21 protein-coding genes are annotated in these 25234 nt (G+C 65.0%); 20 read left to right on the top strand and 1 reads right to left on the bottom strand.

What is annotated here, in order from left to right; genetic code table 11:
• Positions 1-120: 120 nt before the first annotated feature.
• The 20 genes from OVA00_RS02425 (at position 121) to OVA00_RS02335 (ending at position 23808) form a co-directional block, all read left to right on the top strand.
• Complete coding sequence (locus tag OVA00_RS02425) at positions 121-1635, top strand: sugar ABC transporter ATP-binding protein (protein ID WP_034789992.1); 1515 nt, start codon at positions 121-123, stop codon at positions 1633-1635.
• Entirely contained in the window at positions 1628-2629 is a 1002-nt protein-coding gene (locus OVA00_RS02420; RefSeq protein ID WP_268087834.1) for an ABC transporter permease, read from the top strand. The genes OVA00_RS02425 and OVA00_RS02420 overlap by 8 nt, the downstream gene beginning before the upstream one ends.
• Complete coding sequence (locus OVA00_RS02415) at positions 2626-3624, top strand: ABC transporter permease (protein WP_060643947.1); 999 nt, start codon at positions 2626-2628, stop codon at positions 3622-3624. The genes OVA00_RS02420 and OVA00_RS02415 overlap by 4 nt, the downstream gene beginning before the upstream one ends.
• Before the next feature lie 2 nt (positions 3625-3626).
• A complete protein-coding gene (locus OVA00_RS02410; protein WP_034789974.1) occupies positions 3627-4475 on the top strand; it encodes a sugar phosphate isomerase/epimerase family protein in 849 nt (282 codons plus the stop codon).
• A gap of 47 nt (positions 4476-4522) precedes the next feature.
• Positions 4523-5992 carry an FGGY family carbohydrate kinase gene (locus tag OVA00_RS02405; RefSeq protein ID WP_268087833.1) on the top strand — a complete coding sequence of 490 codons (1470 nt, stop codon included), beginning with the start codon at positions 4523-4525 and terminating at the stop codon, positions 5990-5992.
• The gene (locus OVA00_RS02400) at positions 5989-6684 is read left to right on the top strand and encodes a class II aldolase/adducin family protein (protein WP_060529113.1); all 696 of its coding nucleotides are present in this window, start codon (positions 5989-5991) and stop codon (positions 6682-6684) included. The genes OVA00_RS02405 and OVA00_RS02400 overlap by 4 nt, the downstream gene beginning before the upstream one ends.
• 222 nt (positions 6685-6906) lie before the next feature.
• On the top strand, positions 6907-7845 hold the full coding sequence (bcsN, locus tag OVA00_RS02395; protein WP_063894939.1) for a cellulose biosynthesis protein BcsN: 939 nt from the start codon (positions 6907-6909) through the stop codon (positions 7843-7845).
• A 109-nt stretch (positions 7846-7954) separates the two neighbouring features.
• Complete coding sequence (gene bcsA, locus OVA00_RS02390; protein ID WP_034789955.1) at positions 7955-10132, top strand: UDP-forming cellulose synthase catalytic subunit; 2178 nt, start codon at positions 7955-7957, stop codon at positions 10130-10132.
• Positions 10132-11787 (top strand): cellulose biosynthesis cyclic di-GMP-binding regulatory protein BcsB, encoded by a 1656-nt coding sequence (locus tag OVA00_RS02385; RefSeq protein ID WP_326494114.1) that lies wholly within the window; start codon positions 10132-10134, stop codon positions 11785-11787. The genes bcsA and OVA00_RS02385 overlap by 1 nt, the downstream gene beginning before the upstream one ends.
• A complete protein-coding gene (locus tag OVA00_RS39760; protein ID WP_326494113.1) occupies positions 11778-12461 on the top strand; it encodes a hypothetical protein in 684 nt (227 codons plus the stop codon). The genes OVA00_RS02385 and OVA00_RS39760 overlap by 10 nt, the downstream gene beginning before the upstream one ends.
• Positions 12458-13507, top strand: coding sequence for a glycosyl hydrolase family 8 (locus tag OVA00_RS02380; RefSeq protein WP_089043686.1), 1050 nt, complete (start codon positions 12458-12460; stop codon positions 13505-13507). The genes OVA00_RS39760 and OVA00_RS02380 overlap by 4 nt, the downstream gene beginning before the upstream one ends.
• Complete coding sequence (locus OVA00_RS02375) at positions 13504-15684, top strand: cellulose synthase (RefSeq protein WP_060529110.1); 2181 nt, start codon at positions 13504-13506, stop codon at positions 15682-15684. The genes OVA00_RS02380 and OVA00_RS02375 overlap by 4 nt, the downstream gene beginning before the upstream one ends.
• A 310-nt stretch (positions 15685-15994) precedes the next feature.
• The gene (locus tag OVA00_RS02370) at positions 15995-17158 is read left to right on the top strand and encodes an isovaleryl-CoA dehydrogenase (RefSeq protein ID WP_060529109.1); all 1164 of its coding nucleotides are present in this window, start codon (positions 15995-15997) and stop codon (positions 17156-17158) included.
• A 44-nt stretch (positions 17159-17202) separates the two neighbouring features.
• On the top strand, positions 17203-18810 hold the full coding sequence (locus OVA00_RS02365) for a carboxyl transferase domain-containing protein (RefSeq protein WP_060529108.1): 1608 nt from the start codon (positions 17203-17205) through the stop codon (positions 18808-18810).
• A 10-nt stretch (positions 18811-18820) separates the two neighbouring features.
• On the top strand, positions 18821-19204 hold the full coding sequence (locus tag OVA00_RS02360; RefSeq protein WP_034789939.1) for a RidA family protein: 384 nt from the start codon (positions 18821-18823) through the stop codon (positions 19202-19204).
• Positions 19205-19219: 15 nt separating this feature from the next.
• Positions 19220-21208: an acetyl/propionyl/methylcrotonyl-CoA carboxylase subunit alpha gene (locus OVA00_RS02355; protein WP_268087829.1), complete on the top strand. Its 1989-nt coding sequence runs from the start codon at positions 19220-19222 to the stop codon at positions 21206-21208.
• Positions 21205-22074, top strand: a complete 870-nt coding sequence (locus OVA00_RS02350; protein ID WP_112772352.1) for a hydroxymethylglutaryl-CoA lyase — start codon at positions 21205-21207, stop codon at positions 22072-22074. The genes OVA00_RS02355 and OVA00_RS02350 overlap by 4 nt, the downstream gene beginning before the upstream one ends.
• Positions 22071-22856 carry a crotonase/enoyl-CoA hydratase family protein gene (locus OVA00_RS02345; protein WP_112772353.1) on the top strand — a complete coding sequence of 262 codons (786 nt, stop codon included), beginning with the start codon at positions 22071-22073 and terminating at the stop codon, positions 22854-22856. The genes OVA00_RS02350 and OVA00_RS02345 overlap by 4 nt, the downstream gene beginning before the upstream one ends.
• Before the next feature lie 71 nt (positions 22857-22927).
• Complete coding sequence (locus OVA00_RS02340) at positions 22928-23299, top strand: antitoxin Xre/MbcA/ParS toxin-binding domain-containing protein (RefSeq protein ID WP_268087826.1); 372 nt, start codon at positions 22928-22930, stop codon at positions 23297-23299.
• Entirely contained in the window at positions 23299-23808 is a 510-nt protein-coding gene (locus OVA00_RS02335) for an RES family NAD+ phosphorylase (RefSeq protein ID WP_181529578.1), read from the top strand. The genes OVA00_RS02340 and OVA00_RS02335 overlap by 1 nt, the downstream gene beginning before the upstream one ends.
• A gap of 32 nt (positions 23809-23840) precedes the next feature.
• Here the strand turns inward: OVA00_RS02335 and OVA00_RS02330 are convergent, their stop codons facing one another.
• Positions 23841-25205 carry an FAD-binding oxidoreductase gene (locus tag OVA00_RS02330; protein WP_268087824.1) on the bottom strand — a complete coding sequence of 455 codons (1365 nt, stop codon included), beginning with the start codon at positions 25203-25205 and terminating at the stop codon, positions 23841-23843.
• Positions 25206-25234: the final 29 nt, after the last annotated feature.

Genomic DNA, 25234 nt, shown 5'->3' with positions numbered 1-25234 from the left:
TGCTGGGCCGGCTTCGGCCGGCCTGGCAAGTCCCTCAACCGTACCGGAGCCGGATGAGGAAAGGTGTTTGCGGTTTCTGCCCGCATCTTGCTCGGACTTAACGTGATTTAGGGGCAGTCCATGCACCAGCTTGCGACCGCGGGAGGAGGCGAGAAGCCGCTTCTGGCCCTGCGCGATATCAACATGACGTTTGGTGGGGTTCGTGCGCTCAAGAATGTGAGCTTCGACGTCCGCCCGGGCGAGGTTCATTGCCTTGCCGGCGAAAACGGCTGCGGCAAGAGCACGCTGATCAAGATCATCACCGGCGTTTACCGCCCCGCCGATGGCGCCTCGATCGAGTTCGATGGCGAAACCTATTCCCACATGTCACCGGTGACCGCGCAGGATCGCGGCATCCAGGTGATCTGGCAGGACCTGGCGCTGTTTCCCGAAATGAGCGTCGCCGAAAACATCGCCTTCCAGACGGTGCTCGGCCGCTGGCCGAAACTGGTCGATTATGGCCGAATGCGCCAGATCGCGACCGATGCGCTCGCCCGTCTTGGCGTGACGCTCGACGTCGACCTGCCGCTCAAGGAATATGCGATTGCCCAGCGCCAGATCGTGGCGATCGCCCGGGCGCTTGTGGGTGAAGCGAGGCTCGTCTTCATGGACGAGCCGACCGCGTCGCTGACGCAATCGGAAACCGACCATCTGCTCGATATCGTTCGCGGGCTCTCCGCCTCCGGCGTCGCCGTCGTCTTCGTCAGCCATAGGCTCGCCGAGGTGTTGGAGATTTCGAGCCGCATCACGGTCTTGCGCGATGGTGCGCTGGTGGGCGTCTACCCCGCCGCCGGCATGACCCAGTCGCGCATCACCGAACTGATGACCGGCAAGACCTTCGACCAGCAGGTGCGCGCGAAATTCCGCGACGGTCAGCCCGTCGTGCTCGATGTGAAGGGCCTGTCCCGCCCGGGCCAATTCGAGGATATCTCGCTCTCGGTCAGGCGCGGCGAAACACTTGGGATTACCGGCCTGCTCGGCGCCGGGCGCACCGAACTGGCGCTGACGCTTTTCGGCATGCTGAAGCCGGCATCCGGTACCATTGCGCTTGAAGGCAAGCCGGTCCGCTTTTCGTCCAACCGCGATGCGATTGCGGCGGGCGTCGCCTATCTCTCCGAGGACCGGCTATCGCTTGGCCTCATCCAACCGCAGTCGATCGCCGACAATCTCGTGATTAGTTCGCTCGACAAGATCCTTTCAGGCGGACTGCTCTCCGAGGATCGCAAGCGCAGCCTTGTCGCGCGCTGGATCGCCGATCTCGGCGTCAAGATCGGGCTGCAGCAGGATGCGATCTCCACGCTTTCCGGCGGCAACCAGCAGCGCGTGGCGATCGCCAAGTGGCTGGCGACCGATCCGAAGCTCCTGATCCTCGACGCCCCGACTGTCGGCGTCGACGTTGGTGCGCGTGCTGGCATCTTCGACATCGTCGCGCGGCTTGCCGAGACCGGCCTTGCGATCATTCTGATCTCCGATGAGGTGCCGGAGGTCTATTTCAACGCCGACCGTGTGCTGCACATGGCACAAGGCCGCATCGTCGGCAGCTATGATCCGCGCAGCGCTTCGCTCGCCGAGATCGAAGGAGCGGTCTATGCGTAGCTTCGTCCGCACCCACGCGACGGAAGTGTCGCTGCTTGCCGTCATCATCGCGATCAGCGCCGTGCTGTCGGTCTCGACCGCCAACTTCTTCTCGCTCGGCAACGCCTTTGACCTGCTGAACATCAGCTCGGTCAACATCATCTTCGCCGTCGGGCTGCTCGTCGTGCTGATCGCCGGTGGCATCGATATCTCCTTCGCTGTTGCCGCCTCTGTCGTGCAATACGGTACGGCCATTGCTCTTGGTTGGATTGTCGGGGGAGGTTGGATCTCAGGCCTTTTGATTGCCGGCTCGCTCGGCATCCTGCTCGGCGCCATCAACGCCTTCCTGATCCACCGTTTCCGCGTCATCTCGATCGTCGCGACGATCTCGACCTTCAACATCTACTTCGGCCTCCTGATGTTTTTCACCAAGGGCGTGTCGATCTACGACCTGCCGGATTGGCTGACGGACCGCGTCATCCTGTTCGAACACGAGATGCCGGACGGAACCTGGATCGAGATCACGCTTCCCGTGCTGGTGATGGTGCTCTGCGTCATCGCCACCTGGGTGCTGATCACCCGCACCACGACCGGCCGCCAGCTCTATGCGTTCGGCGACAATCCGGAAGGCGCGCGCCGCTTCGGCATCAACATCGGCGCCATGCAGTTCATCGCCTTCGGCTGGCTCGGTCTGATGGCCGGCATCGGTGGGCTCATCCAGGCGCACTATGCGCAGGAGGTGGTGCCGAACGCGCTCTATGGTCGCGAACTCGACGTGCTTGCGGCGGTCGTCCTTGGCGGCGCGCGGCTTGGCGGCGGCAAGGGCTCGGTGTTCGGCTGCGTGCTCGGCGTGCTCCTGATCTCGATCACCCAGAACGGCCTCAACCTGATGGGCGTCTCGCCCTTCGCTTTCAAGATGATCATCGGCGCCATCATCCTCGTGGCGATCACGCTCTCCAATACCCGCATCGAAAGGCTTCTGCCCTTCGTCAGCCAGAAAGGAGCCGGACGATGAGTGCGATCGTCGAACGCGTGAAGACCCTCATCGGTCCGGAAATAGCCGGGCCGGGGCTGGCGTTTCTCGCCGTGGTGTTGGTGTTCGGCATCGCCTCGCCGCAGTTCCTCAGCGCGGCCACCTTCGGTTCGGTCGCCTTCCAGCTGCCGGAGCTCGGCCTTCTGACGCTCGCGATGTTGCTGCCGATCCTGACGGGCGGGCTCAATCTCGCGATCACCTTCACGGCCAACATCGCCGGGCTGACGCTCGCCTGGGTGTTGCAGGCCAATGGCGGGGTGGAGGCCGGCCCCGGCGCTTTCCTGCTCGGTTCGGTGCTCGCCATTCTCGTTGGGGCGGCGAGCGGCGTGATCATGGGACTGGTGATCGCCTTTACCCGCGCGCATCCGATCCTCGTTTCGTTGTCGATGATGATCTTCCTGCGCGGCCTCGGCGAGTTCCTGACGCGCGGCGGCGACGTATCCGGCTTTCCGGCCTTCCTCGGTCCGCTCGGTCACGGCTCGTTTCTCGGCGTGCCGATCCCGCTGATCGTCTTTATCGTCTGCGTGCTCGCCTGGAACGTGCTGCTGACCCGCACGAAGCTCGGCTTCAACACGTACATGATCGGCTCCAACCTCGAGGCGACCCGCTATTCCGGCATCAACACCCGCAAGGTGATCGTGCTCGTCTATGCGCTCTCCGGCGCCATGTGCGCGATTGCCGGCATCATCATGCTGGCGCGCTTCAATTCCGTGCGCATCGGCCACGGTGAAAGCTACCTGCTGATCACGGTGCTCGCCTGCTTCTTGGGTGGCGTCAATCCGTTCGGCGGCTTCGGTCGGGTCATCCCTGTCTTTGTCGCGCTGGTGGTGCTGCAGCTTCTCTCTTCGGGTCTCAACCTCGTCGGCGCCAACCAGCATCTGGCGACCGCCGTCTGGGGTTTGCTGCTCGCCGGCGTCATGGTGCTGCGCTTCGTCGCGACGAAATTCAAGATTTCATTTGTCAGAAAGGAAACATGACCATGCAGGGTTTTGGCGTCCATACGAGCATGTGGACCATGAATTGGGATCGCCCCGGTGCGGAGCGCGCCGTTGCGGCGGCGGTGAAATACGCCGTCGACTTCATCGAGATCCCGATGCTCAATCCGCCGGCGGTTGATACTGCCCATACCAAGGCGCTGCTGGAGAAAAACAAGCTGCGCGCGGTCTGCTCGCTCGGCCTGCCGGAGCGCGCCTGGGCATCCGTCCGACCCGATGCCGCGATCGAGCATCTGAAGGTGGCGATCGACAAGACGGCCGATCTCGGCGGCGAGGCGCTGTCCGGCGTCATCTACGGCGGCATCGGCGAGCGCACCGGCGTGCCGCCGACTGAAGCCGAGTACGACAACATCGCCCGTGTGCTGCAGGCCGCCGCCAAGCACGCCAAAACCCGTGGCATCGAACTGGGCGTCGAGGCGGTCAACCGCTACGAGAACCACCTGATCAACACCGGTTGGCAAGCGGTCGACATGATCAAGCGGGTGGGCGCCGACAACGTCTTCGTGCATCTCGATACCTACCACATGAACATCGAGGAAAAGGGCATCGGCACCGGCATCCTCGATGCACGCGACTTCATCAAATACATCCACCTGTCCGAAAGCGACCGCGGCACGCCCGGCTATGGCAACTGCGCCTGGGACGAGATCTTCGCGACGCTGGCTGCGATCGGTTTCAAGGGTGGACTGGCGATGGAAAGCTTCATCAACATGCCGCCGGAAGTGGCCTATGGCCTTGCGGTCTGGCGGCCGGTCGCCAGGGACGAAGAGGAAGTGATGGGCAACGGCCTGCCGTTCCTTAGGAACAAGGCCCGGCAATACGGATTGATCTAGGTGCGCGCGCTTTAAGGGCCGCCTCTATCAGGACGGAGGGTCTCGGTATGGCAGTTTCAGCGGATGCGGACACGGGGACGGTCGCCGTCCTTGACGTCGGCAAGACCAATGTGAAGCTGAACGCGGTCACATCAGACGGTTTCGTCCTGGAAACGCTGAGCGTCGCCAACCCAGTGCTGCCGGGCCCGCCCTGGCGGCATCACGATCTCGAAAGCCTCGGCGAATGGGTCTTCGCCAGTCTCGCAGATCTTGGTCGCCGCCATCCGCTGCAAACCTTCGTCGCCGCCGGTCACGGGTCCGGCGGCGTACTCGTCGGCGATGACCCGGATATGGCCGCTGGCGCGGCTCTACCGATGATCGATTACGAGCAGCCGGTGCCGGAGAAAATCCGGCTCGGCTATGCGCCGCTCTCCGGCTCGTTTTTCGACCGCGGCAGCGCGACGATGCACAGCGCCACCCATCAGGCGCGCCAGCTCTACTGGATGCAGGAGCATGCGCCCGATGCCGTCGCCGCCGCGCGCTGGTATCTCGGCCTGCCGCAATATTGGGCGTGGCGGCTGTCGGGCGTTGCTGCATCCGAGGCGAGCCTGCTCGGCGCGCAATCGCATCTCTGGAATGTCGCCGAACGCTGCTTCGCGCCCATTGTCGGGACACGCGGCTGGCGGAGCCTGATGCCGGATTTTGCCGATGCCTGGCAGGTCCTCGGCTCCGCTCGTCCCGAGCTTGTCCGGCGCCACGGGTTGCCGGAAGGCTTGCGCGTGCTTACAGGCGGCCACGACAGCAGCCTCAACCACTATCGTTATCACGCCGGCGGGCTCAACGATTTCATCGTCGTTTCGACCGGAACCTGGATCGTCGGCTTTTCCGGCCGCACGGCGCTCGACCGGCTCGACGAACACCGCGGCATGACGCTGAACAGCGACGTCTTCGGGCGCCCGCTCGGCGGCGTGCTCACGATGGGCGGCCGCGAGTTCTCCCATGTGGCGGGCCGCGAACCGCCGGACGCCGCGGTGCCTGACGACGTCGTTCTCGGCTTGATCGCCAGACGCACCATGGCGCTGCCGTCGTTCGGCGACGATGACGGCCTCTTTCCGGGAAGTGCCGGTCGCGGTCGCATCAGCGGGCCACCGCCGGAAACGCCGATCGAACGCAAGGCGCTGGCGTTGCTCTATTGCGCGCTTCTAACGGCGGAGTGCGTGGAGGCGCTGGGGCCGGGGCCGCTGGTCGTACTCGACGGAAGCTTCCTGCGCGACCCGCTCTATGCCCGCCTCGTCGCCGCACTGATGCCGAACCGGCGTGTGCGTTTCAATCTCGATGCCTATGGCGTGGCCTCCGGCGCCGCACTGCTTGCAAGCGAGGGCCGGCGCCGGCGCCCGGCGCCGCTTTCGCTCGCCGATCCCGGCGACGTGTCTCACCTCTCGCCTGCTGTCGCCGTCTATGCGTCGCAATGGCGAGCCCGCGCCCGGGCTGGGCGCAACAATGGTTTCAGTCGCGACTTCGAAAGGACATATCGATGAGCAAGGCCGACATTCTGTCGCTCCGCCGCGAGATGGTGGACATCTGCCGCCGCATGAATTCGAACGGTATCAACCAGGGGACTGCGGGCAACATTTCTGTTCGTACCGAGACCGGTTTCCTGATCACGCCGTCGTCGCTGCCCTATGAGACGATGCAGCCTGAGGATCTGGTCGAGATGGATTTCGACGGTACCTATGTCGGTCTTCGTCCGTCGTCGGAATGGCGTTTCCACCGCGATATCCTGAGGGAACGCACGGATATCAACGTCGTACTGCACTGCCATTCGGTCTATGCGACCACGCTTGCCTGCCACCACAAGACCATCCCGAGTTTTCACTACATGACCGGCATTGCCGGCGGCACGACGATCCGCTGTGCAGAATATGCGACCTTCGGCACGCAGGCATTGTCCGACAATGCGCTTGTGGCGCTCAAGGACCGTACGGCCTGCCTGCTTGGCCAGCACGGCCAGATCTCGCTCGGCAGGACGCTCGAGTCCGCCCTGTGGCTGGCGATCGAGATCGAGACCCTGTCGCGCATGTATGTTCAGGCGCTGACGCTTGGCGAGCCGCCGGTTCTGCCCGACGACGAGATGGAGCGCGTCATCGCGCAGATGCGCCGCATGAGCTACGGGCAGGCCCCGGATGATGAGGGTGTCAACGATCTTGCCCGTCCCAGAGAAGCGGTTTGAGGCGACTGGTCGCGGCGCCGCCGAAGCGCGCCGGCCCGCCCTGAAACAATCGATTTTGAGGGGACAAAGCCGTGCGTCGTCGCCCGGTCGCATCTCTGCCCCCATTCTTCGCGGGTTTGCGAAATGGGGTGAATCAACTAATGCTCAGCCATGATGCAACGATATCTGAGTCGGAGATTCGGCACGTCGGAGAGACGGCTGCGCCCTGCGGACGGCTGGCGCGTGGCTGCGGTGTCGCTGGTGGCCGCGACCGTGCTGTCGGGCTGCAACACGCGCCAGGACGTCGGCACGCCGACCGGCAGCATCATGGTTCCCTCGGAAAACGCGTTGATCCTGCCGCCGCCCGGCGGGCCTGCGGTTCTGAACGTCGTCGAACGGCGCAGCACCAACGCGATCGAGCAGGATATCTATCTTTACACCTCGGCGGCGACCCCAGGTCAGAACCTGCTGCGGGCCAAGTTCTTCGGCCCGATGAACGCCAAGTTCGACCAGCAATCCCGCTCGAACTATGCCGCTGTGCGCGACAACAAAATGATGGCTGAGGCGCGCCGGGCGCTGCCCGGCGTTTCGCTGTCGCTCAACCCTTATTTCCTGCAGAATAATTACGGGCCGTTCGGCTATGCCTTCGGTCAGGGCCGGGCGAACGACGCCTGCATCTTTGCCTGGCAGCAGATCCGCCAGGCGGAGAACCATCGCTCGCCGCTCAAGGGCTACGGCACGATCCAGGTGCGGCTGCGCTATTGCGCGGCAGGCGCCAGCGAGACCGAGCTTCTGGCCCCGGTCTACGGCTACACGATCACCGGCACCTTCGGCGATCCTGCCTGGAACCCCTATGGCGCGCCGCCGCCGCTGGAGGCGGGTCTCGGCCGAACCGGCAGCCCGATCTACCGCCAGGAAGAGGCGGTGACCACGAGCGCTCCGGTGGCGGTTCCGCGGCGCCAGGTGCAGCCCGTGGCACGGCGTGAAGTCAGCAGCGTTCCGGCACGCGTCGAACAGCAGGTCGTTGCGCCCGCCGCGGTAACGTCGATCCCGGTTCCGCAGCCGGACGGGACCGTCTCAATGCCGCAGGCGCAGGCGGAAACCACGGCGAAAACCTTGCCGAACGTGATCGTGCCGGCTCCCGCGTGCGCAGGGCAGCAGACCGGAGGAGCCTGCCCTTAATCGACCGCTAACCATCCTTTGTTATGGGCTGGTGTCGGTAGGGGAGACTCGGTCGAATATGGGTCGGGCAATACCAGTGGCATGATGCCGAACGCTGGAAGGCAAATGTATGAGCAGGATCGGATCGGTTGCCGCTTGGGCGTTTTTCTCGCTTTGTGTAATGGCGGTCATCACGCTGCCGGTGAACCTCCAGACGCAGCTCATCGTCAGCGTTCTCATCGTTACCTTCATGGCCGTGCTCAAGCTTGCCAATGCCGGCGGCCGCTGGCGGCTGATCGCGCTCGCCTTCGGTACGGCGATCGTGCTGCGTTATGTCTATTGGCGCACGACAAGCACGCTGCCGCCGCTCAACCAGCTTGAAAACTTCATCCCGGGCTTCCTGCTCTACCTTGCTGAAATGTACAGCGTGATGATGTTGTCGCTCAGCCTGTTCGTAGTGGCGATGCCGTTGCCGCCGCGAAAGGCGAGTTCGATCTCTCCCGGCAAGTTTCCGAAGGTCGACGTCTTCGTGCCGTCCTACAACGAGGACGCAGGCCTGCTCGCCAATACGCTTGCCGCCGCCAAGGCGATGGATTATCCGGCCGACAAGCTGACGGTGTGGCTGCTCGACGACGGCGGCACCCTGCAGAAGCGCAACTCGGCAAACCTTGTCGAAGCGCAGCGCGCATCCGCCCGCAATGCCGAACTGCAGGCGCTTTGCGACGATCTCGGCGTGCGCTACCTCACGCGCGAGCGCAACGAGCACGCCAAGGCCGGCAACCTCAACAACGGCATGCTGCACTCCGACGGCGAGTTGATTGCGGTCTTCGATGCCGACCACGCGCCGGCGCGCGACTTCCTTTTAGAGACCGTCGGCTATTTCGAGCAGGACCCGAAGCTGTTCCTGGTGCAGACGCCGCACTTCTTCCTCAACCCGGATCCGCTTGAGCGCAACCTGCGCACTTTCGAGAAAATGCCGAGCGAGAACGAGATGTTCTACGGCATCATCCAGCGCGGTCTCGACAAGTGGAATGCCGCCTTCTTCTGCGGCTCGGCCGCCGTTCTTCGCCGCAAGGCGCTGGAGGATACCGAGGGCTTCAGCGGCATGAGCATCACCGAGGATTGCGAAACGGCATTGGCGCTGCACGGACGCGGCTGGAACAGCATCTATGTCGACCGCCCGCTGATCGCCGGCCTGCAACCGGCAACCTTCGCCAGCTTCATCGGCCAGCGCAGCCGCTGGGCGCAAGGGATGATGCAGATCCTCATATTCCGCTTTCCGCTGTTCAAGGGCGGACTGTCGATCCCGCAACGGCTTTGCTACATGTCGTCGACGCTGTTCTGGCTGTTTCCGATCCCGCGGACGATTTTCCTTTTTGCGCCGCTCTTCTATCTGTTCTTCGACCTTGAGATCTTCACGGCGTCTGGCGGCGAGTTCCTCGCCTATACGCTGGCCTACATGGTCGTGAACCTGATGATGCAGAACTATCTCTACGGCTCGTTCCGCTGGCCCTGGATCTCTGAACTCTACGAGTTCGCCCAGACGGTGCATCTGCTGCCGGCGGTCATCTCGGTGCTGCTGCGGCCGAGCCGGCCGACCTTCAAGGTGACGGCAAAGGATGAATCGATCCTGGAAAGCCGGCTCTCCGAGATTGCCCGGCCGTTCTTCGTCATCTTCGCGGTGCTTTTCGTCGCCCTGCTCATGACGGTCTACCGGGTCTACACCGAGCCGTACAAGGCAGACGTGACGCTCGTCGTCGGCGGCTGGAACCTCTTGAATCTGATCATGGCCGGCTGCGTGCTCGGCGTCGTGTCGGAGCGCGGCGAGCGGGCAGCCTCCCGGCGCGTCAAGGTCAGCCGCCGCTGCGAATTCGGGGTCGCCGACAAATGGTATCCGGCAACGATCGAGGATGTCTCGGCGCACGGCGCGCGCGTCCAGGTCTACGGCATCGACGCATCGACGCTGCCGACCGACACCGAGGGCGGGATCCGCTTCGAGCCCTACAGCGGCAGCGGCGTGGCCGAGACGCTGCCAGTCGCGATCCGCAACAAGGAGGTTGCCGGCGATATCACCATCATGGGCTGCCGCTACCTGCCGCAGGTCGCCCGCCATCACAGCCTGGTCGCCGACCTGATCTTTGCCAATTCGCGGCAATGGAGCGAGTTTCAAAGCGCCCGGCGCGGTAATCCGGGACTGGTGCGCGGAACGTTCTGGTTCCTCTGGCTGGCGCTCTATCAGACGAGCCGCGGCATGATCTACTTCCTTCGCAGCCTGCGTGGCTCCGAGGCGCAGAAGGAGGGCGCTTGATGCTCAGGCGCCTCGTTCTCCCAGCCCTCTTGCTTGCGAGCCTTGCAACCGGCGTGTCGGCGCAGCCGTCGCCTTTCGACATGTCCGGCGAGCGCCCGGCGGATGCTCCGATCCTGCAGCCGCCGGCAGACACCGGAAGCAACGCCGGGCCGGCAGAACCCATCGTCACGCTCAAGCCGCCGGACGACTTCAAGCGCTTCATCATCCCGTTCAGCGCACTGTCGCTGACCGGAGAGGTCGATGAACGCACCTGGTCCGTCTATCTGACGCCGGCGCAGGCGCAATCTGCCGCCTCGCTTAATTTCGCCTATCAGAACGCGATCGTCGTTGCGCCGGAAGCGTCGACGCTTTCGATCTTCGTCAATGGCGAACTGGCCGGCGAGAAGCCGATCGGCTCGGCGGAGGCCGCCACGCCGCTGAGCTACGACCTGAAGCCCGGGTTGCTGCGCGCCGGATCCAACGATATTCGCGTCAAGGTTCGCCAACGCCACCGCACGGACTGCACGGTCGAATCGACCTATGAACTGTGGACTGAGATCGCACCGGAATCGGCCTTCATCCGGTTTTCCTCCGGCGACAGCGCGACGCTTTCCAGTCTCGACGACGTACGCGCAGTCGGGCTCGATGCGCGCGGCCGGACGCAGTTCAACCTGGTCGTACCCGGCCTCCAGCAGCCGAGCCGAACGGCAGCTCTGATGCGGCTTGCGCAAGGCATGGCGTTGCGCGGCCAGATGCCCGCCCAGGAATTCGCCCTCAGCGAGACCATGCCTGAACTCGCGAAACCCGGGCAGATGACTGCGCTCGTCGGCACCGCGGAGGAAGTGGCGCCGTTCCTCGAGCGACTGCCGGAAGGTGCGTCGAGCGGCCCTGTCGCCATGTTCGTGCGCGACGGCAAGACGAAGTCGTCGGTGCTGGTGATCAGCGGTCCAGACTGGTCCGCCGTTCAGGAGGCGATCGAGGGGATCACGCAGCCGATGGACCGCCCGAGCAACGTGCCGCGCGACGTCATCGCCACCGGGCGTTGGCAGTTGCCGGAGACGCCGCTGGTCGTGACGAATGCGCGCCTGCGCTTCTCCGAGCTCGGGGTGGAAACCAGCGAATTTACCGGCCGGCGCTTTCGCACGCGTTTCTCCGTAGCCGTGCCGTCGGATTTCTATGCCGACGCCTATGGCGACGCGACGCTTCTGCTCGACGCTGCCTATACGGATGCCGTGCTTCCAGGCAGCCACATCGACATCTATATCAACGGCAACATCGCATCGACGATCCCTTTGAACTCGGCCACAGGCGACATCCTGCGCCACCTGCCGATCAAAGTAACGATGCGCCATTTCAAGCCCGGTCCGAACCTGATCGAGATCGAGGCGGTGCTTTCCGCCGAGCCGGACAAGGTCTGCGCGCCGGGAACGCCGGCCTCCAACGATCCGCGCTTCGCGCTCTTCGATACGTCCGAACTGCGAATGCCGGACTTCGCGCGCATCGGTCGCCGGTACCGAATATCGCCGCGATTTCCGGTGCCGCCGCCCCCTATCGCAGTGATAGCGCCGCCGTTCCCCTTTTCCTCGACCGTGCAGACGAGGACACGCTGTCGGCGGCCGCGACCTTCCTTGCCCGCCTGGCGGTTGCCGGCGGCAGGCCGATGCTGGTGGAGGTGATCACATCGCCGCTTGCAGCCGGCAGCCGCAACGCGATCTTCATCGGCGCCATGCCGCAGTTGCCGAAGACGGTGCTGACACAGGTCGGTATCGACCCCGCCAGGCAGATGTCCTGGGGCAATGCGGAGGACACCGGCCGTCCTGACGACACCCAGAAAGCCATCGACGAATGGCGCACGCGCCTGAGCGGCGGCGCCTGGCGCAACCAGGTCACGGGGTTTCAGACCTGGGTGAAGCAGGAGTTCGACATTTCACTGAGCTCGCTGCGTATCCTGCCCGAAGCGCAAGCCGCCTATATTCCGCCGGAAAGTGCCGGGCTTGTGATTGCGCAAGGCGCCAATCCGAGCGACGACGCGACCTGGACGCTGCTGACGGCGCCAACCGGAAAGCGTCTGCGTGAGGGCACGGCGGCGATCGCCGACGTCACGCGCTGGCAACAGCTTGCCGGGCGGGTCTCGGCCTATGAGCCGGCGACAGACAAGATCGAGGCGACGCCGGTCGCCGGATTCGATTTCGTCCAGACGCAGCCGCCGTCGCTCACCAACTATCGCCTGATCTTTGCCAACTGGCTGTCCAGCAACATCATGGTCTATGCCCTGCTGCTGATCGTGCTGTCGGTGCTTCTGGGGCTGGCAACATCCTCGATGCTCACTCGCCTGGGGCGGCGCCAATGAAGTGGCGGACCGCGCTTCTCGCCGGATTGCTTGCGCTCCTTTTGCCGATGGCGGCCGGAGCCGACGAACAGGCGGGCTCGGTGAAGGCTGGGGAATGGGACCAGTACAAGGCGCGGTTCCTCGATTCCGGCGGCCGGATCATCGACGACGCCAATGGCAATGTCAGCCATAGCGAGGGACAGGGTTATGGCCTGCTTCTCGCCGTGCTGGCCGACAACCCGGCCGACTTCGCGCTGATCTGGTCGTTCACGCGCCGTGAGCTGCTGCTGCGCGACGATGGGCTGGCGGCGTGGAAGTGGAGTGCCACCGAAACGCCGCACATTATCGACATCAACAATGCCACCGACGGCGACATCCTGATCGCCTATGCGCTGGTGCTCGCCGGTGAACGCTGGAAGCGGCAGGATTACCTGCAGGCCGCCTCGCGGATCGCCAAGGCTATCCTCGACAACACCCTGCTCGATCATGGCGGGCGAACGCTGCTGTTGCCCGGCGTTACGGGCTTCGGTACGACCGATCGCCCGGATGGCCCGGTGGTCAATCCGTCCTACTGGATCTTCGAGGCTTTTCCCGCGCTTGATCGGGTAGCGCCGTCGCCGCGCTGGAAGGCGCTCTCGGACGACGGCCTGGCCTTGCTCAATGCCCTGCAATCAGGCCCGAGAAAACTGCCGGCCGACTGGGTCAGCCTGCGTGCGATGCCGAAGCCAGCCCAGGGCTTTCCCGCCGAGTTCGGCTATAACGCTTTGCGGATCCCGCTCTACCTCGCCCGGGCGGACATGGGTGGCCGCGATCTGATGGCGCGGCTGCGGGCGGGAATGGCCGGCGACAACGACGCATTGGTCCTCAGCGACGCCTCTACGGGGGCCGTTCAAACCAGCCTCACGGACCCCGGTTATCGATTTGTTAACCATATTCTGGCCTGTGTCTTGGACAGGGTTCCGATACCCGACAGCGTCAAGGTGTTCAGCCCGACGCAATATTACCCTTCCACGCTGCACCTGTTGGGGCTGTCTTACGTGAGGGAGAAGCGTCCGGAGTGTCTATGAAGTCCTCAATCGTTGCCATTGCCGCTGTGATGACTACGGCGATCGGGGTTGCCGGACTGACCGATGGCGGCTTCTTGCGCCAGGACAACAAGAAACTCGGCAGCTTGACTGGCGAGAGCCAGGAGGCGCCGGCCGTCGGCGGCAGCGCCGGCCAGGGCGCGCGCGGCGCGCCGCCGCAATTCACCGAGGTGGCCCAGGCCGACAGGCCGTCGGAGGAAGCACAAAGCACAAGCAAGCCGCAGTCGGTGGTCGACGAATCGGCGCTTCGCTACTTTGCCGCCAAGGGCGATACCGCACGGCTGCAGGCGGAAATCTCGCGCCTGCGCTCGCTTTATCCCGACTGGGTCCCGCCCGCCGATCCGCTGGCTGTGCCGCGCAACAACGACGTCGCGCTCGAAACCATGTGGCGGCTCTACTCTGAAGGCCGCTACGCCGAAGTGCGCAAGGCGATCGCCGAGCGTCAGGCGAAGGAAGCCGCCTGGCAGCCGCCATCGGACCTGCTCGAGCGCCTCAACGTCGCCGAGGCTCGCGCCCGGCTGGTGAACGCCTCCGAGCTCAAGCAGTATGAAACCGTGATTTCGATTGCTGCGAGCACGCCGAGCCTTCTGACCTGCTCGGAAGTGGATGTGCTCTGGCATGTGGCGCAGGCCTTTGCCGAGACCAAGCGGCCGGACCGGGCCCGCGATGCCTATCTCTATGTGCTGAAGAGCTGCGACAACGCGCCGGAACGGCTCGCCACCGTGCAGAAGGCTGCCGCTGTGCTGTCCTACGCGACGCTGCAGGATCTGCTCGCGCTCGAGCGCACCACGCCGGAGGGCGTGCCGGAGTTCGAAAGCATCCGTGATGATCTCGCCCGGCGCTTCGTTGCCGAAGGTGACGGAGACAAAGCGCTTGCGGTTGATCCCAAGTACGTCCAGCGCGTCGAAAAACTGGCCGAGACCGGTGGCACGGCAAGCGACGCTCTGCTGCTCGGCTGGTATCAGCTGCGCCGCGACAACATGAGCGCCGCCGAGCAATGGTTCCGCCGTGCCCATGACAAGGAAGACAGCGCCTCCGCCGCGCAGGGGCTGGCGCTGACGCTGATCGCGCGCAAGGCACCGCTCGAGGCCGAGGCCGTACTCTACCCGTGGCGCGATAGCTCGCCCGATGCCCTTGCGACCTATTTCGCGGCGACTGCCAATCTGCTGGCAATCGATCCGCCGGTCGCCCTCGATGCCGCCGTGCTGGCGCGGATCGCTCAGGAAACGACCAAGGCCCGCGAACCGGCCACGGCCCAGCAGTTCGGCTGGTATGCGCGCGCCCTCAACCAGCCGGCAACCGCCGCACAATGGTTTGCAACGGCGCTGCGCTGGAAGCCGGACGACGAGCCGTCGGCCTATGGCCTCGCGCTCAGCCGTGACCAGCTGAACGACAAGGATGGCGTCGTCGAAGTCCAGCGTTTGTGGTCGGGCCGTTCCGAACGCATCGCCCGGCTTGGCGAAGTCAAGGAGAAGCTCGACGAAGTCAGCCGCGCGCCGCTTCCGACGGCCGAGGTGCAACGGACGCAACCGCAGCCGACGGCCCGTACCACCGTCGTCACAGAGGTGGTCGAGCAACCTGCCGCTCAGAGGCCGCGCACGGGCGGCGTCGTGCAGAAATCGGTGCGCAGCGGGGCCGGCTGCCGAACCACCATCAATCCCGCCGGCATGGCGCCGCAGGCGGCGCTCGCGCGCGGCTGGTGCCTGATGGACCTCAACCGGCCGCTGGAGGCCGCCGAAGCATTCGAGGTGGCCTTGCAGGCGCCTGCGTCGCAGATGCGCGAAGACGCGGCCTATGGCCAGAGCCTGGCCTACCTGCGCGCCGGCCTCACCAACAAGGCGGCGGTGTCGGCGACCAAGTCGACGCAGAGCCGGGGGCGGGTCGACGAGCTGCAGACGGCGATCCTCGCAGACCGTGCCATTGCCGCCTTCAATGCCAATCGCTACCGCGAGGCCATCCTTTTTCTCGATCAGCTCGGGCAGATCTCGACCCGCCGCCAGGACCTGATGGTGCTGCGCGGCTACGCCTACATGAACCTCAAGTACCACGCGGAAGCGCGACGCATCTTCGAGGCGCTTGCCGCCACCGGCAATAGAGACGCGATGCAGGGCCTTGCGGCCGTCGAGGCCAGCCAGGAAATCTGGCCGAACAAGAACTGATCGTCGATCCCGCGATGTCACGGCGACACCTGTTGCCGTACCAGGAGTGGAACGCTTGCCGCCGGACTCGGCGCGAGGGCCCGCCAACTCGTTCGCGCACAGGATGCAATCGGCAGGCGGTTCCGGATTTGCATATCGTGCTTGGCTTTGCCCCTCTTTGGAAGGAAATTAGCGAAACGCGGTGCTATCGTCCGGCCATGTCGCGGCGTTGATCTCATTGCATTCGCTGCGATCCGCGTAGAGGATGGAGCGTTATCGTCCGGCCGCTGTGGGAGGAGACCGCACTGGGCGGCACGATGGGAGGATAGACATGTTTCAGGGCGGATTGAGCTTCGCGCTTGGCGAGGACATCGACGCGTTGCGCGAGAGTGTGCGGCGCTTCGCAACGGACCGTATCGCGCCTTTGGCGGACGAGACCGATCGCAGCAACGCATTTCCGATGCCGCTCTGGCGCGAGATGGGCGAGCTTGGTTTGCTCGGGATTACCGCCGGCGAGGAGCATGGCGGGGCCGCTATGGGCTATCTCGCCCATTGCGTGGCGATGGAGGAGATCAGCCGCGCATCGGCCTCGATCGGCCTTAGCTACGGCGCCCATTCCAATCTCTGCGTCAACCAGATCAACCGCAACGGCAACGACGACCAGAAGGCGCGTTACCTGCCGAAGCTGATTTCCGGCGAGAATGTCGGTGCGCTGGCGATGTCGGAGCCCGGCGCCGGTTCCGACGTCGTTTCGATGACGCTCAGAGCCGACAAGCGCGGCGACCGTTATGTGCTCAACGGCAACAAGATGTGGATCACCAACGGTCCGGACGCCGACGTGCTCGTCGTCTATGCCAAGACCGATCCGACCGCCGGCCCGCGCGGCATCACCGCCTTCCTCGTCGAGAAGGGCTATGCCGGCTTTTCGACCGGCCAGAAGCTCGACAAGCTCGGCATGCGCGGCTCCAACACCTGCGAGCTGATCTTCAAGGACTGCGAAGTGCCGGAAGAAAACGTGCTCGGCACCATCGGCGGTGGCGTGCGCGTGCTGATGTCGGGGCTCGACTATGAGCGTGTCGTGCTTTCGGCCGGGCCGCTCGGCATCATGGCCGCTTGCCTCGATGTGGTCGTCCCCTATCTGCATGAGCGCAAGCAGTTCGGCCAGGCGATCGGCGAGTTCCAGCTGATGCAGGGTAAGCTCGCCGACATGTATGTGACGGCGAATGCGGCGCGCGCCTATGTCTATGCCGTGGCGGCGGCCTGCGATCGCGGCGAGACCACGCGCAAGGATGCGGCCGGTTGCATCCTCTATGCGGCTGAGAAGGCGACGGCGCTGGCGCTCGAGGCGATCCAGGCGCTCGGCGGCAACGGCTACACCAACGACTACCCGGCGGGTCGCCTGCTGCGCGACGCCAAGCTTTACGAGATCGGCGCCGGCACCAGCGAGATCCGCCGCATGTTGATCGGGCGGGAGCTGTTTACCGAGACGCGGTAGCCGCCGGCAACTGAAACGGCCGAACTCGATCGAAAGAGGACTTGATGACCGTTCTGAAATCTCACATTTCTCCGTCCTCCGATACGTTCAAGGCAAACCAGGCGGCCATGGCGGAGGCGATCGCGACTGTCGAAGACGCGGTGAAGGTGGCGGCCGCCGGCGGCGGTGATACCGCGCGCGAACGCCATGTCAGCCGCGGCAAACTCTTGCCGCGCGACCGGGTGGCCAACCTCATCGATCCGGCAACACCCTTCCTCGAAGTCGGCATGACGGCGGCGCACGGCATGTACAACGGCGATGCGCCGGCGGCCGGGCTGATCACCGGCATCGGCCGGGTGTCTGGCCGTGAGTGCATGATCGTTTGCAACGACCCGACGGTCAAAGGCGGCACCTACTATCCGCTGACGGTCAAGAAGCACCTGCGCGCGCAGGAGATCGCCGCGGAAAACAATCTGCCCTGCATCTATCTGGTCGATTCCGGCGGCGCCAACCTGCCGAACCAGGACGAGGTTTTTCCGGACCGCGATCACTTCGGTCGGATCTTCTATAACCAGGCCAATATGTCGGCCGCCGGCATCCCGCAGATCGCCGTGGTGATGGGTTCCTGCACCGCGGGTGGCGCCTATGTGCCGGCCATGTCCGACGAGACGATCATCGTCGAAGGCCAGGGCACGATCTTTCTCGCCGGCCCCCCGCTCGTGCGCGCCGCGACCGGCGAGGTCGTCTCGGCGGAGGATCTCGGCGGCGCCGATGTGCACACGCGGCTCTCCGGCGTGGCCGACCATCTGGCGCGCGATGACGCTCATGCACTGGCGCTCGCCCGCCGGGCCGTTTCGGCACTCAATCGGCTGAAGCCGTTGACGGTCGAGCTGGTGACGCCTGAGCCGCCGCTCTACGACCCGCACGAGATCGCCGGCATCGTGCCCTCGGATCTGCGCACGCCCTACGACATCCGCGAGGTCATCGCCCGCACCGTGGACGGTTCCCGTTTCGACGAATTCAAGGCGCGCTACGGCACCACGCTCGTCTGCGGCTTTGCCCATGTGCACGGCATCCCGGTCGGCATCATCGCCAACAACGGCGTGCTGTTTTCGGAATCCGCCCTGAAGGGCGCGCATTTCGTCGAGCTCTGCGCCCAGCGCAAGATCCCGCTCGTCTTCCTGCAGAACATCACCGGCTTCATGGTCGGGCGGAAATATGAGACGGAAGGCATCGCCAAGCACGGCGCCAAACTGGTGACGGCGGTGGCGACGGCACGTGTGCCGAAGGTGACGATGCTGGTCGGCGGTTCCTTCGGCGCTGGCAACTACGGCATGTGCGGTCGGGCGTTTTCGCCGCGGTTCCTGTGGACCTGGCCGAACAGCCGCATCTCCGTCATGGGTGGTGAGCAGGCGGCCGGCGTCCTGACGACCGTGCGCAGCGAGGCCCTGAAGCGGGCGGGAACGCCCTGGAGCGAGGAGGAGGAGGCGCGTTTCCGCCAGCCCATCCTTGATCTCTTCGAACGCCAGAGCCATCCGCTCTATGCCTCGGCCAGACTTTGGGACGACGGCGTCGTCGATCCGCGCAAGACGCGCGACGTGCTCGGCCTGTCGCTGTCGGCGGCGCTCAATGCGCCGATCGAAGACACGCGCTTCGGCCTCTTCAGGATGTAGGGACACCGCCATGAAACGCGAAAACATCAATGCCCCGAACGCACCGCAGCCGCGTGGAGGCTACTCGCAGGCCGTTCGCCTGGAGAACTTCGAGCGTCTGCTCTTCGTCAGCGGGCAGGTGCCGCTGACGCCTGAAGACGCGCTGCCGAAGGGTTTCGAGGCGCAGGCGCGCCAGGTCTGGGCCAACATCGACGCGCAATTGACCGCGGCGGGCATGACCAAGGTCGATATCGTCAAGGTGACGGTGCTGCTTGCCGATCGGCAACACGCCATGGCCAACCGCGCGGCCCGCGCCGAATATCTCGGCGCGCTAGCACCCGCCATGACGGTCGCGATCGCCGGCATCTTCGATGCCGGATGGTTGCTCGAAATCGATGTGATCGCAGCGCAATAGGGCCAGGAGATGCCGATGTTTTCCAAACTCCTGATTGCCAATCGCGGTGAGATCGCCTGCCGGGTGATCCGCACAGCCAAGCGCCTCGGCATCCGCACGGTCGCCGTCTACTCCGATGCCGATGTCGGCGCGCTGCATGTGGCGCTGGCCGACGAGGCGATCCGCATCGGCCCGGCGCCGGCGCTCGACAGCTACCTTGTGGCCGAACGCATCATCGCGGCGGCGCACTCCGTCGGCGCAGACGCCATTCATCCCGGCTACGGCTTCCTGTCGGAGAATGCCGACTTTGCCGAAGCTGTCGAGGCGGCCGGCATCACCTTCGTCGGACCGTCGGCGTCGGCCATTCGCGCCATGGGGCTGAAGGATGCCGCCAAGGCGCTGATGGAGCAATCCGGCGTGCCGGTGGTTCCGGGCTATCACGGCGAGACACAGGAGCCGGACTTCCTTGCCGGGGAAGCGGTGAACATCGGCTATCCCGTGCTGATCAAGGCGCGCGCCGGCGGCGGCGGCAAGGGCATGCGGCGGGTCGACAGCGCCGCCGACTTTCCGGCTGCGCTGGAGGCGGCGCGCCGCGAGGCGGAAGCGGCCTTCGGCGACGGCGCGGTCCTGATCGAGAAATATCTGACGAAGCCGCGGCATATCGAGGTGCAGGTCTTCGGTGACCGGCACGGCAACATCCTGCATCTTTACGAGCGCGACTGCTCGCTGCAACGACGCCACCAGAAGGTGATCGAGGAAGCGCCGGCGCCGGGCATGACCGCGGAAGTGCGGCGCGCCATGGGCGAAGCCGCCGTTCGCGCGGCGCAGGCGATCGGCTATGTCGGCGCGGGCACTGTCGAGTTCATCGCCGACGTGACCGACGGACTCTGGCCGGATCAGTTCTATTTCATGGAAATGAACACCCGGCTGCAGGTCGAGCATCCGGTCACCGAGGCGATCACCGGCATCGATCTCGTCGAGTGGCAGCTGCGGGCTGCAGCCGGTGAAGCGCTGCCGAAACGCCAGAGCGAGATCGCCATCGACGGCTGGGCCTTCGAGGCCCGCATCTATGCGGAAGACCCGTCGCGCGGCTTCCTGCCGGCGACCGGGCAACTCACGACCTTGAGCTTTCCGGAGGAGGGCGTCCGTGTCGATGCCGGTGTCCGGCAGGGAGACAGGATCACACCGTTCTACGATCCGTTGATTGCCAAGCTGATCGTCCATGGGCCCAACCGGTCGACGGCGCTGGCCAGGCTCGAGATCGCGCTCAGGGCCTGCCGCATCGGCGGAACTGTCACCAATCTCGATTTTCTGGCCCGCCTTGCGGCCGAACCGGATTTTCGCGGCGGGCACCCCGATACCGGCCTGATCGATCGTTCGATCGATCGGCTATCGGCGTCGCCGGCGCCGAACGATGCGGCCCTCGCGCTTGCGGCCATCATTTCGACCGGAGCCTTGCAGCCGGACGGATCGGCCGATCCCTGGTCTTCGCTCGGCCATTGGCAGATTTGGGGTGACGCAAACCGCAACATCGCGATCGAGCACCTGGGTGGACGGACGACCGTGGCGCTGGCGGCCCGTGGCCGGGATCAGTTCGCCGTCCACACCGGGACGGCGGCGCTGCCGGTCGTTATTCTCAATCGCTCTGCCGATGGCGCCCGGGCGGAAATCGCCGGCGCGCAGCAGGAGTTCCGTTTCCTGCGCGAAGGCGAGCAGATCACGCTGTTCCTGAATGGTGAGACCTACGGACTTCGCTTGCCGGACGCGCTTGGTGCCGGTCACTCAAGCGAGGTCGCCGACGACGCGGTCTCGGCGCCGATGCCCGGCATCGTCAAGCTCATCCGGGTCCGCCCCGGTGATGCGGTCGAGAAGGGCCAGGCGCTTGCGGTCATGGAAGCGATGAAGATGGAACTCACCTTGTCGGCCTCGCGCGCCGGCGTGGTCGAGAGCGTGCAGGTCAGCGAAGGCGAGCAGGTGACAGCCGGCGCCGTGCTGGTGATGCTCCAGCCGGAGAGCGCGGAATGAGCGGAGCGGCGCCTGGGCATGTGACGATCGTCGAGATGGCGCCGCGCGACGGGCTGCAGAATGAAAGCGCGCTCGTCCCAACGACTGAGAAGATACGTCTCGTCGATATGCTCTCGGATTGCGGCTACGAGCGGATCGAGGTGACGAGCTTCGTCAGCCCGAAATGGGTGCCGCAGATGGCCGACGCCGCCGAAGTGATGGCCGGCATCCGGAGGCGGCCCGGGACGCGCTACGCGGTGCTGACGCCCAACATGCGCGGTCTTGAAGCCGCGCTCGAAGCCGGCGCCGACGAGGTGGCGATCTTCGCCTCGGCTTCCGAAACCTTCTCGCAAAAGAACATCAATTGTTCGATCGCCGAAAGCATCGAGCGGTTCCTACCGGTTGCCGAACTGTGCCGGGAAAAAGGAATTCTGCTGCGCGGCTATGTGAGTTGCGTTGTCGAATGCCCTTATGAGGGTGCGATCGCCGCAGCGAGCCCTGCCCGCGTCGCCGGCCTGCTCGATGATCTCGGTTGCTACGAGATCAGTCTCGGCGACACGATCGGCCGCGGCACGCCAGAGGCGGTGGACGCGATGCTGGCCGCGGTGCTGGAGCGCATTCCGGCCAACAGGCTCGCCGGGCATTTCCACGACACCTCCGGCCGCGCGCTCGACAATATTGCCGTTTCGCTCGACCGCGGCCTCAGGGTCTTCGACGCTTCGGCCGGCGGTCTCGGTGGCTGCCCCTATGCGCCGGGTGCTGCCGGCAATGTCGACACGCTCGCCGTCAACGCCTTCGTAACGGCCAAGGGTTTTTCGACGGGGCTCGACCTAGCGAAGCTCGAACAGGCCGCCGCTTTCGCGCGGACCTTAAGGACGGGATCATGACCTTCGAAACGATCCGGATCGAAACCGATGCGCGCGGTGTCGCGCGGCTGACCTTGGCACTGCCGCAGAAGCACAACGCGCTTTCGGCGCGGATGATCGGCGAACTGACCGAGGCGGCAGAGCAGCTTTCGGCCGGCCGTTCTGTCCGCGTCGTTATCCTTGAGGGCGAGGGCCGCAGCTTCTGCGCCGGCGGCGACCTCGGCTGGATGCGCGAGCAGTTCGATGCAGACAGGGCGACTCGCATTGCTGAGGCGACGCGATTGGCGATGATGTTCAAGGCGCTGAACGAGATCTCGAAGCCCGTGATCGGCCGCCTGCATGGCAATGCCTTTGGCGGCGGCGTTGGCCTCATGAGCATCTGTGACGCGGCGGTTGCCTCGACCGACGCCAAGTTCGGCCTGACCGAAACACGCCTCGGCCTGATCCCGGCGACCATCAGCCCCTATGTCGTCGCCCGCATCGGCGAGGGTAAGGCGCGGCCGCTGTTCATGTCCGCCCGCCTGTTCGGTGCGGAGGAGGCGCGCGCCTTGGGGCTCGCCACCACCGTTGTCACCACCGACGCGCTGGATGCGGCGATCGAAGCAGAGATCGAGCCCTATCTGGCGGTCGCGCCGGAGGCCACCGGCCGGGCCAAGCGACTGGCTCGCTCGCTTGGGGCTCCAATCACCGAAGAGACCATTGCCGCGACCATCGAACAGCTTGCCGATTGCTGGGAATCCGATGAGGCGCGTGAGGGTGTCGGCGCGTTCTTCGACAAGCGCGAGCCCGCCTGGCGGCGATAGGCGTCCTTGATTTGGGCATGTTTTGATCTTATTTTGATAACACAATGATCAAAACAAGTGCGGATCCTATCATGGCTGCTGTCGGTCTCAACATCTCCACCGCCCACTACGGCGAGAGCCAGTCGTCCTTCCTGTCCGCTCGGCTGGTCGCCGAACGCCTTGGCGTGACGCTTGCCGAACTCGCGAAGCTGATCGGTGTCGCGCGCAACACGCTGACGGCGAAGTCCAATGCCCGAAAGGTCGATGCGGCCTTGAGCAGCGTCGTCCGTATCCTTGCCATGGCCGGCGAAATGGCGGGCGACGATAGCCGCGCCGTCATCTGGTTCAAGCACCAGCCGATCCCCGGCTGGGCCGGCAAGACCGCCTATGACCTCGTCGGTGAAGGCAAGGCCGACAAGGTGCTCGCCTATCTCGAAGCCGTGCGTTCCGGTGTCTACGCCTGATGGCGGTTGGTGAGCCGGTGCGCCTCTGGCGCGCCTATGTGCCGCGCTGGGCGCATGCGCCGCTCTCGGGCGAAGGGGCAGGGCGGTACGGTGGGAGGTGGAATCCCGTTGGAACGCCGACGGTCTATGCCGCCCGCGAGCTCTCGACCGCCTGGGCCGAATACAATCAGGGTTTCGTCCAACACCCGGCGCTGATCGCCCAGCTTGAACTCCGCTTTGCCCGTCTTGCCGATCTGACGGCGCCGGAGATCCTTTCCGACCTTGGTCTCACCGAAGAAATCCACCGATGCGAATGGCGCGATGCGCTCGATCGTGGTCTGGTGCCGGAGACGCACCGCCTGCAACTGGCGTTGAGCGACCGAGGCTTCGATGGCCTGATCTATCCGTCCTTCATGTCGCCCGGCGGCACCTGCGTCGCGCTGTGGCACTGGAATACGGGCGAGGGTTCCGAACTGAAGGTTATCGATCCCGAAGGGCGCCTGCCGAAAACGCCGGCGTCCTGGCTCTGAATTTGAGCCGTTTGCGTGGCGATGAGGCTGCCTCAGATCACCTTGCCCGGATTGAGGATGCCGTTCGGGTCGAGCGCCCGTTTGATCCGGTGCATGAGTTCGAGTTCGGCCGGGCTGCGCGAATGGTCGAGGAAATCCCGCTTCAGCGTGCCGACGCCATGTTCGGCCGAGATCGAGCCTTTGTAGCGCCGCACGATTTCGTAGACGATGCCGTCGACGATATGCGGCGTGTCCGCGTCGCTGTCAGGCTCCGAAAAGGCGATATGCAGGTTGCTGTCGGCGACGTGGCCGAAGAAGGAGACATGGGCGGCCGGGAACCGTTGAGATAGAGCCGCACCACATTCCGTGGCGAAGCGGCCGATATCGCCGATCGGCAGGCTGACGTCGAGGTTGACGAGTGCCGGCAGCTGGCTGTCCATCGCGTGGCCTTCGCGCACGCTCCAGAACGAACGGCTTTCTTTCTCCGACTGGGCGATCAGCGCATCGGCAATGATCCCATCTTCAAGCGCCTCACCGAGAAAGGCCTCGAAACCGTCACGCTCGCTGGCATCACCGAGCAGATCCTGCTCGACGATCACCGCGAAGGGCGGGATTTCATCAAAGAGCTTCAGCTTCTCCGCCTCGGCGTTGAAGCGGAAGTAGTTTTCCCACATCGCCTCGAAGGCCGAGAGGCCGGGCAGGCGGCGTTGGCAGCGCGTGAGGAAGGCGACCACATCGTCGTAGCTTTCGAGAGCGCAGAGCGCCGTCAGCCGGCCGGCGGGCAAGGGCCGCAGGCGCAGGACCGCGCGGGTGATCACGCCGAGCGTTCCTTCGGAGCCGATGAAGAATTGCCGGAGGTCGTAGCCGGTGTTGTTCTTGATCATCTTGTTGAGCGACGAGATGATCGTGCCGTCGGCGAGCACCGCTTCGAGACCGAGCACGTTGTCGCGGGTCACGCCGTAGCGAAGCACCCGGATGCCGCCGGCATTGGTGGCGAGGTTGCCGCCGATCTGGCAGGAACCACGGGCGCCGAGATCGATTGGCAGCAGGAAACCGGCGTCTTCGGCGGCGCGCTGCGCCACTTCGAGCGGCGTTCCGGCCCGCACAGTCATGGTGCCTGCCTGTGGGTCGATCTCTTCGATGCCGGTGTAACGCTCGAGCGAGATCACCACCGCGTCGCTGCCGGCATTGGCGCCGCCGGCAAGCCCGGTCAGGCCGCCCTGGACGACAACCGCTTGGCCGTTCTCGTTGCAGAGCCGGAGGGCCGCGGCGATCTCGCCACTGCTTGTCGGGCGGATCACGGCTCTGGGCAGCTCCCGGCCGGTCAGGCTGGCGTCGCTCCGGTGGCGTTCGCCGATTTGCGTGCCGGTGAGCACGATGTCGCCGAGGGCTTGTTTCAGGTCGTCGACGATCGTCATGCGCTTCTCCCGGTTCCGCAGCCATTGTC

The sequence above is a fragment of the Ensifer sp. SL37 genome (assembly GCF_026672675.1).
GTDB classification, from domain to species: Bacteria; Pseudomonadota; Alphaproteobacteria; order Rhizobiales; family Rhizobiaceae; genus Ensifer; species Ensifer adhaerens.
The sequence above is the reverse complement of the archived record's forward strand: the minus strand, read 5'-3'. Positions and strand labels throughout refer to the sequence as shown.

Coding starts and splice junctions, on each gene's coding strand:
- OVA00_RS02425 (WP_034789992.1), top strand. CDS start 121: ATGCACCAGCTTGCGACCGCGGGAGGAGGCGAGAAGCCGCTTCTGGCC.
- OVA00_RS02420 (WP_268087834.1), top strand. CDS start 1,628: ATGCGTAGCTTCGTCCGCACCCACGCGACGGAAGTGTCGCTGCTTGCC.
- OVA00_RS02415 (WP_060643947.1), top strand. CDS start 2,626: ATGAGTGCGATCGTCGAACGCGTGAAGACCCTCATCGGTCCGGAAATA.
- OVA00_RS02410 (WP_034789974.1), top strand. CDS start 3,627: ATGCAGGGTTTTGGCGTCCATACGAGCATGTGGACCATGAATTGGGAT.
- OVA00_RS02405 (WP_268087833.1), top strand. CDS start 4,523: ATGGCAGTTTCAGCGGATGCGGACACGGGGACGGTCGCCGTCCTTGAC.
- OVA00_RS02400 (WP_060529113.1), top strand. CDS start 5,989: ATGAGCAAGGCCGACATTCTGTCGCTCCGCCGCGAGATGGTGGACATC.
- bcsA (WP_034789955.1), top strand. CDS start 7,955: ATGAGCAGGATCGGATCGGTTGCCGCTTGGGCGTTTTTCTCGCTTTGT.
- OVA00_RS02385 (WP_326494114.1), top strand. CDS start 10,132: ATGCTCAGGCGCCTCGTTCTCCCAGCCCTCTTGCTTGCGAGCCTTGCA.
- OVA00_RS02380 (WP_089043686.1), top strand. CDS start 12,458: ATGAAGTGGCGGACCGCGCTTCTCGCCGGATTGCTTGCGCTCCTTTTG.
- OVA00_RS02375 (WP_060529110.1), top strand. CDS start 13,504: ATGAAGTCCTCAATCGTTGCCATTGCCGCTGTGATGACTACGGCGATC.
- OVA00_RS02370 (WP_060529109.1), top strand. CDS start 15,995: ATGTTTCAGGGCGGATTGAGCTTCGCGCTTGGCGAGGACATCGACGCG.
- OVA00_RS02365 (WP_060529108.1), top strand. CDS start 17,203: ATGACCGTTCTGAAATCTCACATTTCTCCGTCCTCCGATACGTTCAAG.
- OVA00_RS02360 (WP_034789939.1), top strand. CDS start 18,821: ATGAAACGCGAAAACATCAATGCCCCGAACGCACCGCAGCCGCGTGGA.
- OVA00_RS02355 (WP_268087829.1), top strand. CDS start 19,220: ATGTTTTCCAAACTCCTGATTGCCAATCGCGGTGAGATCGCCTGCCGG.
- OVA00_RS02350 (WP_112772352.1), top strand. CDS start 21,205: ATGAGCGGAGCGGCGCCTGGGCATGTGACGATCGTCGAGATGGCGCCG.
- OVA00_RS02345 (WP_112772353.1), top strand. CDS start 22,071: ATGACCTTCGAAACGATCCGGATCGAAACCGATGCGCGCGGTGTCGCG.
- OVA00_RS02340 (WP_268087826.1), top strand. CDS start 22,928: ATGGCTGCTGTCGGTCTCAACATCTCCACCGCCCACTACGGCGAGAGC.
- OVA00_RS02335 (WP_181529578.1), top strand. CDS start 23,299: ATGGCGGTTGGTGAGCCGGTGCGCCTCTGGCGCGCCTATGTGCCGCGC.
- OVA00_RS02330 (WP_268087824.1), bottom strand. CDS start 25,205: ATGACGATCGTCGACGACCTGAAACAAGCCCTCGGCGACATCGTGCTC.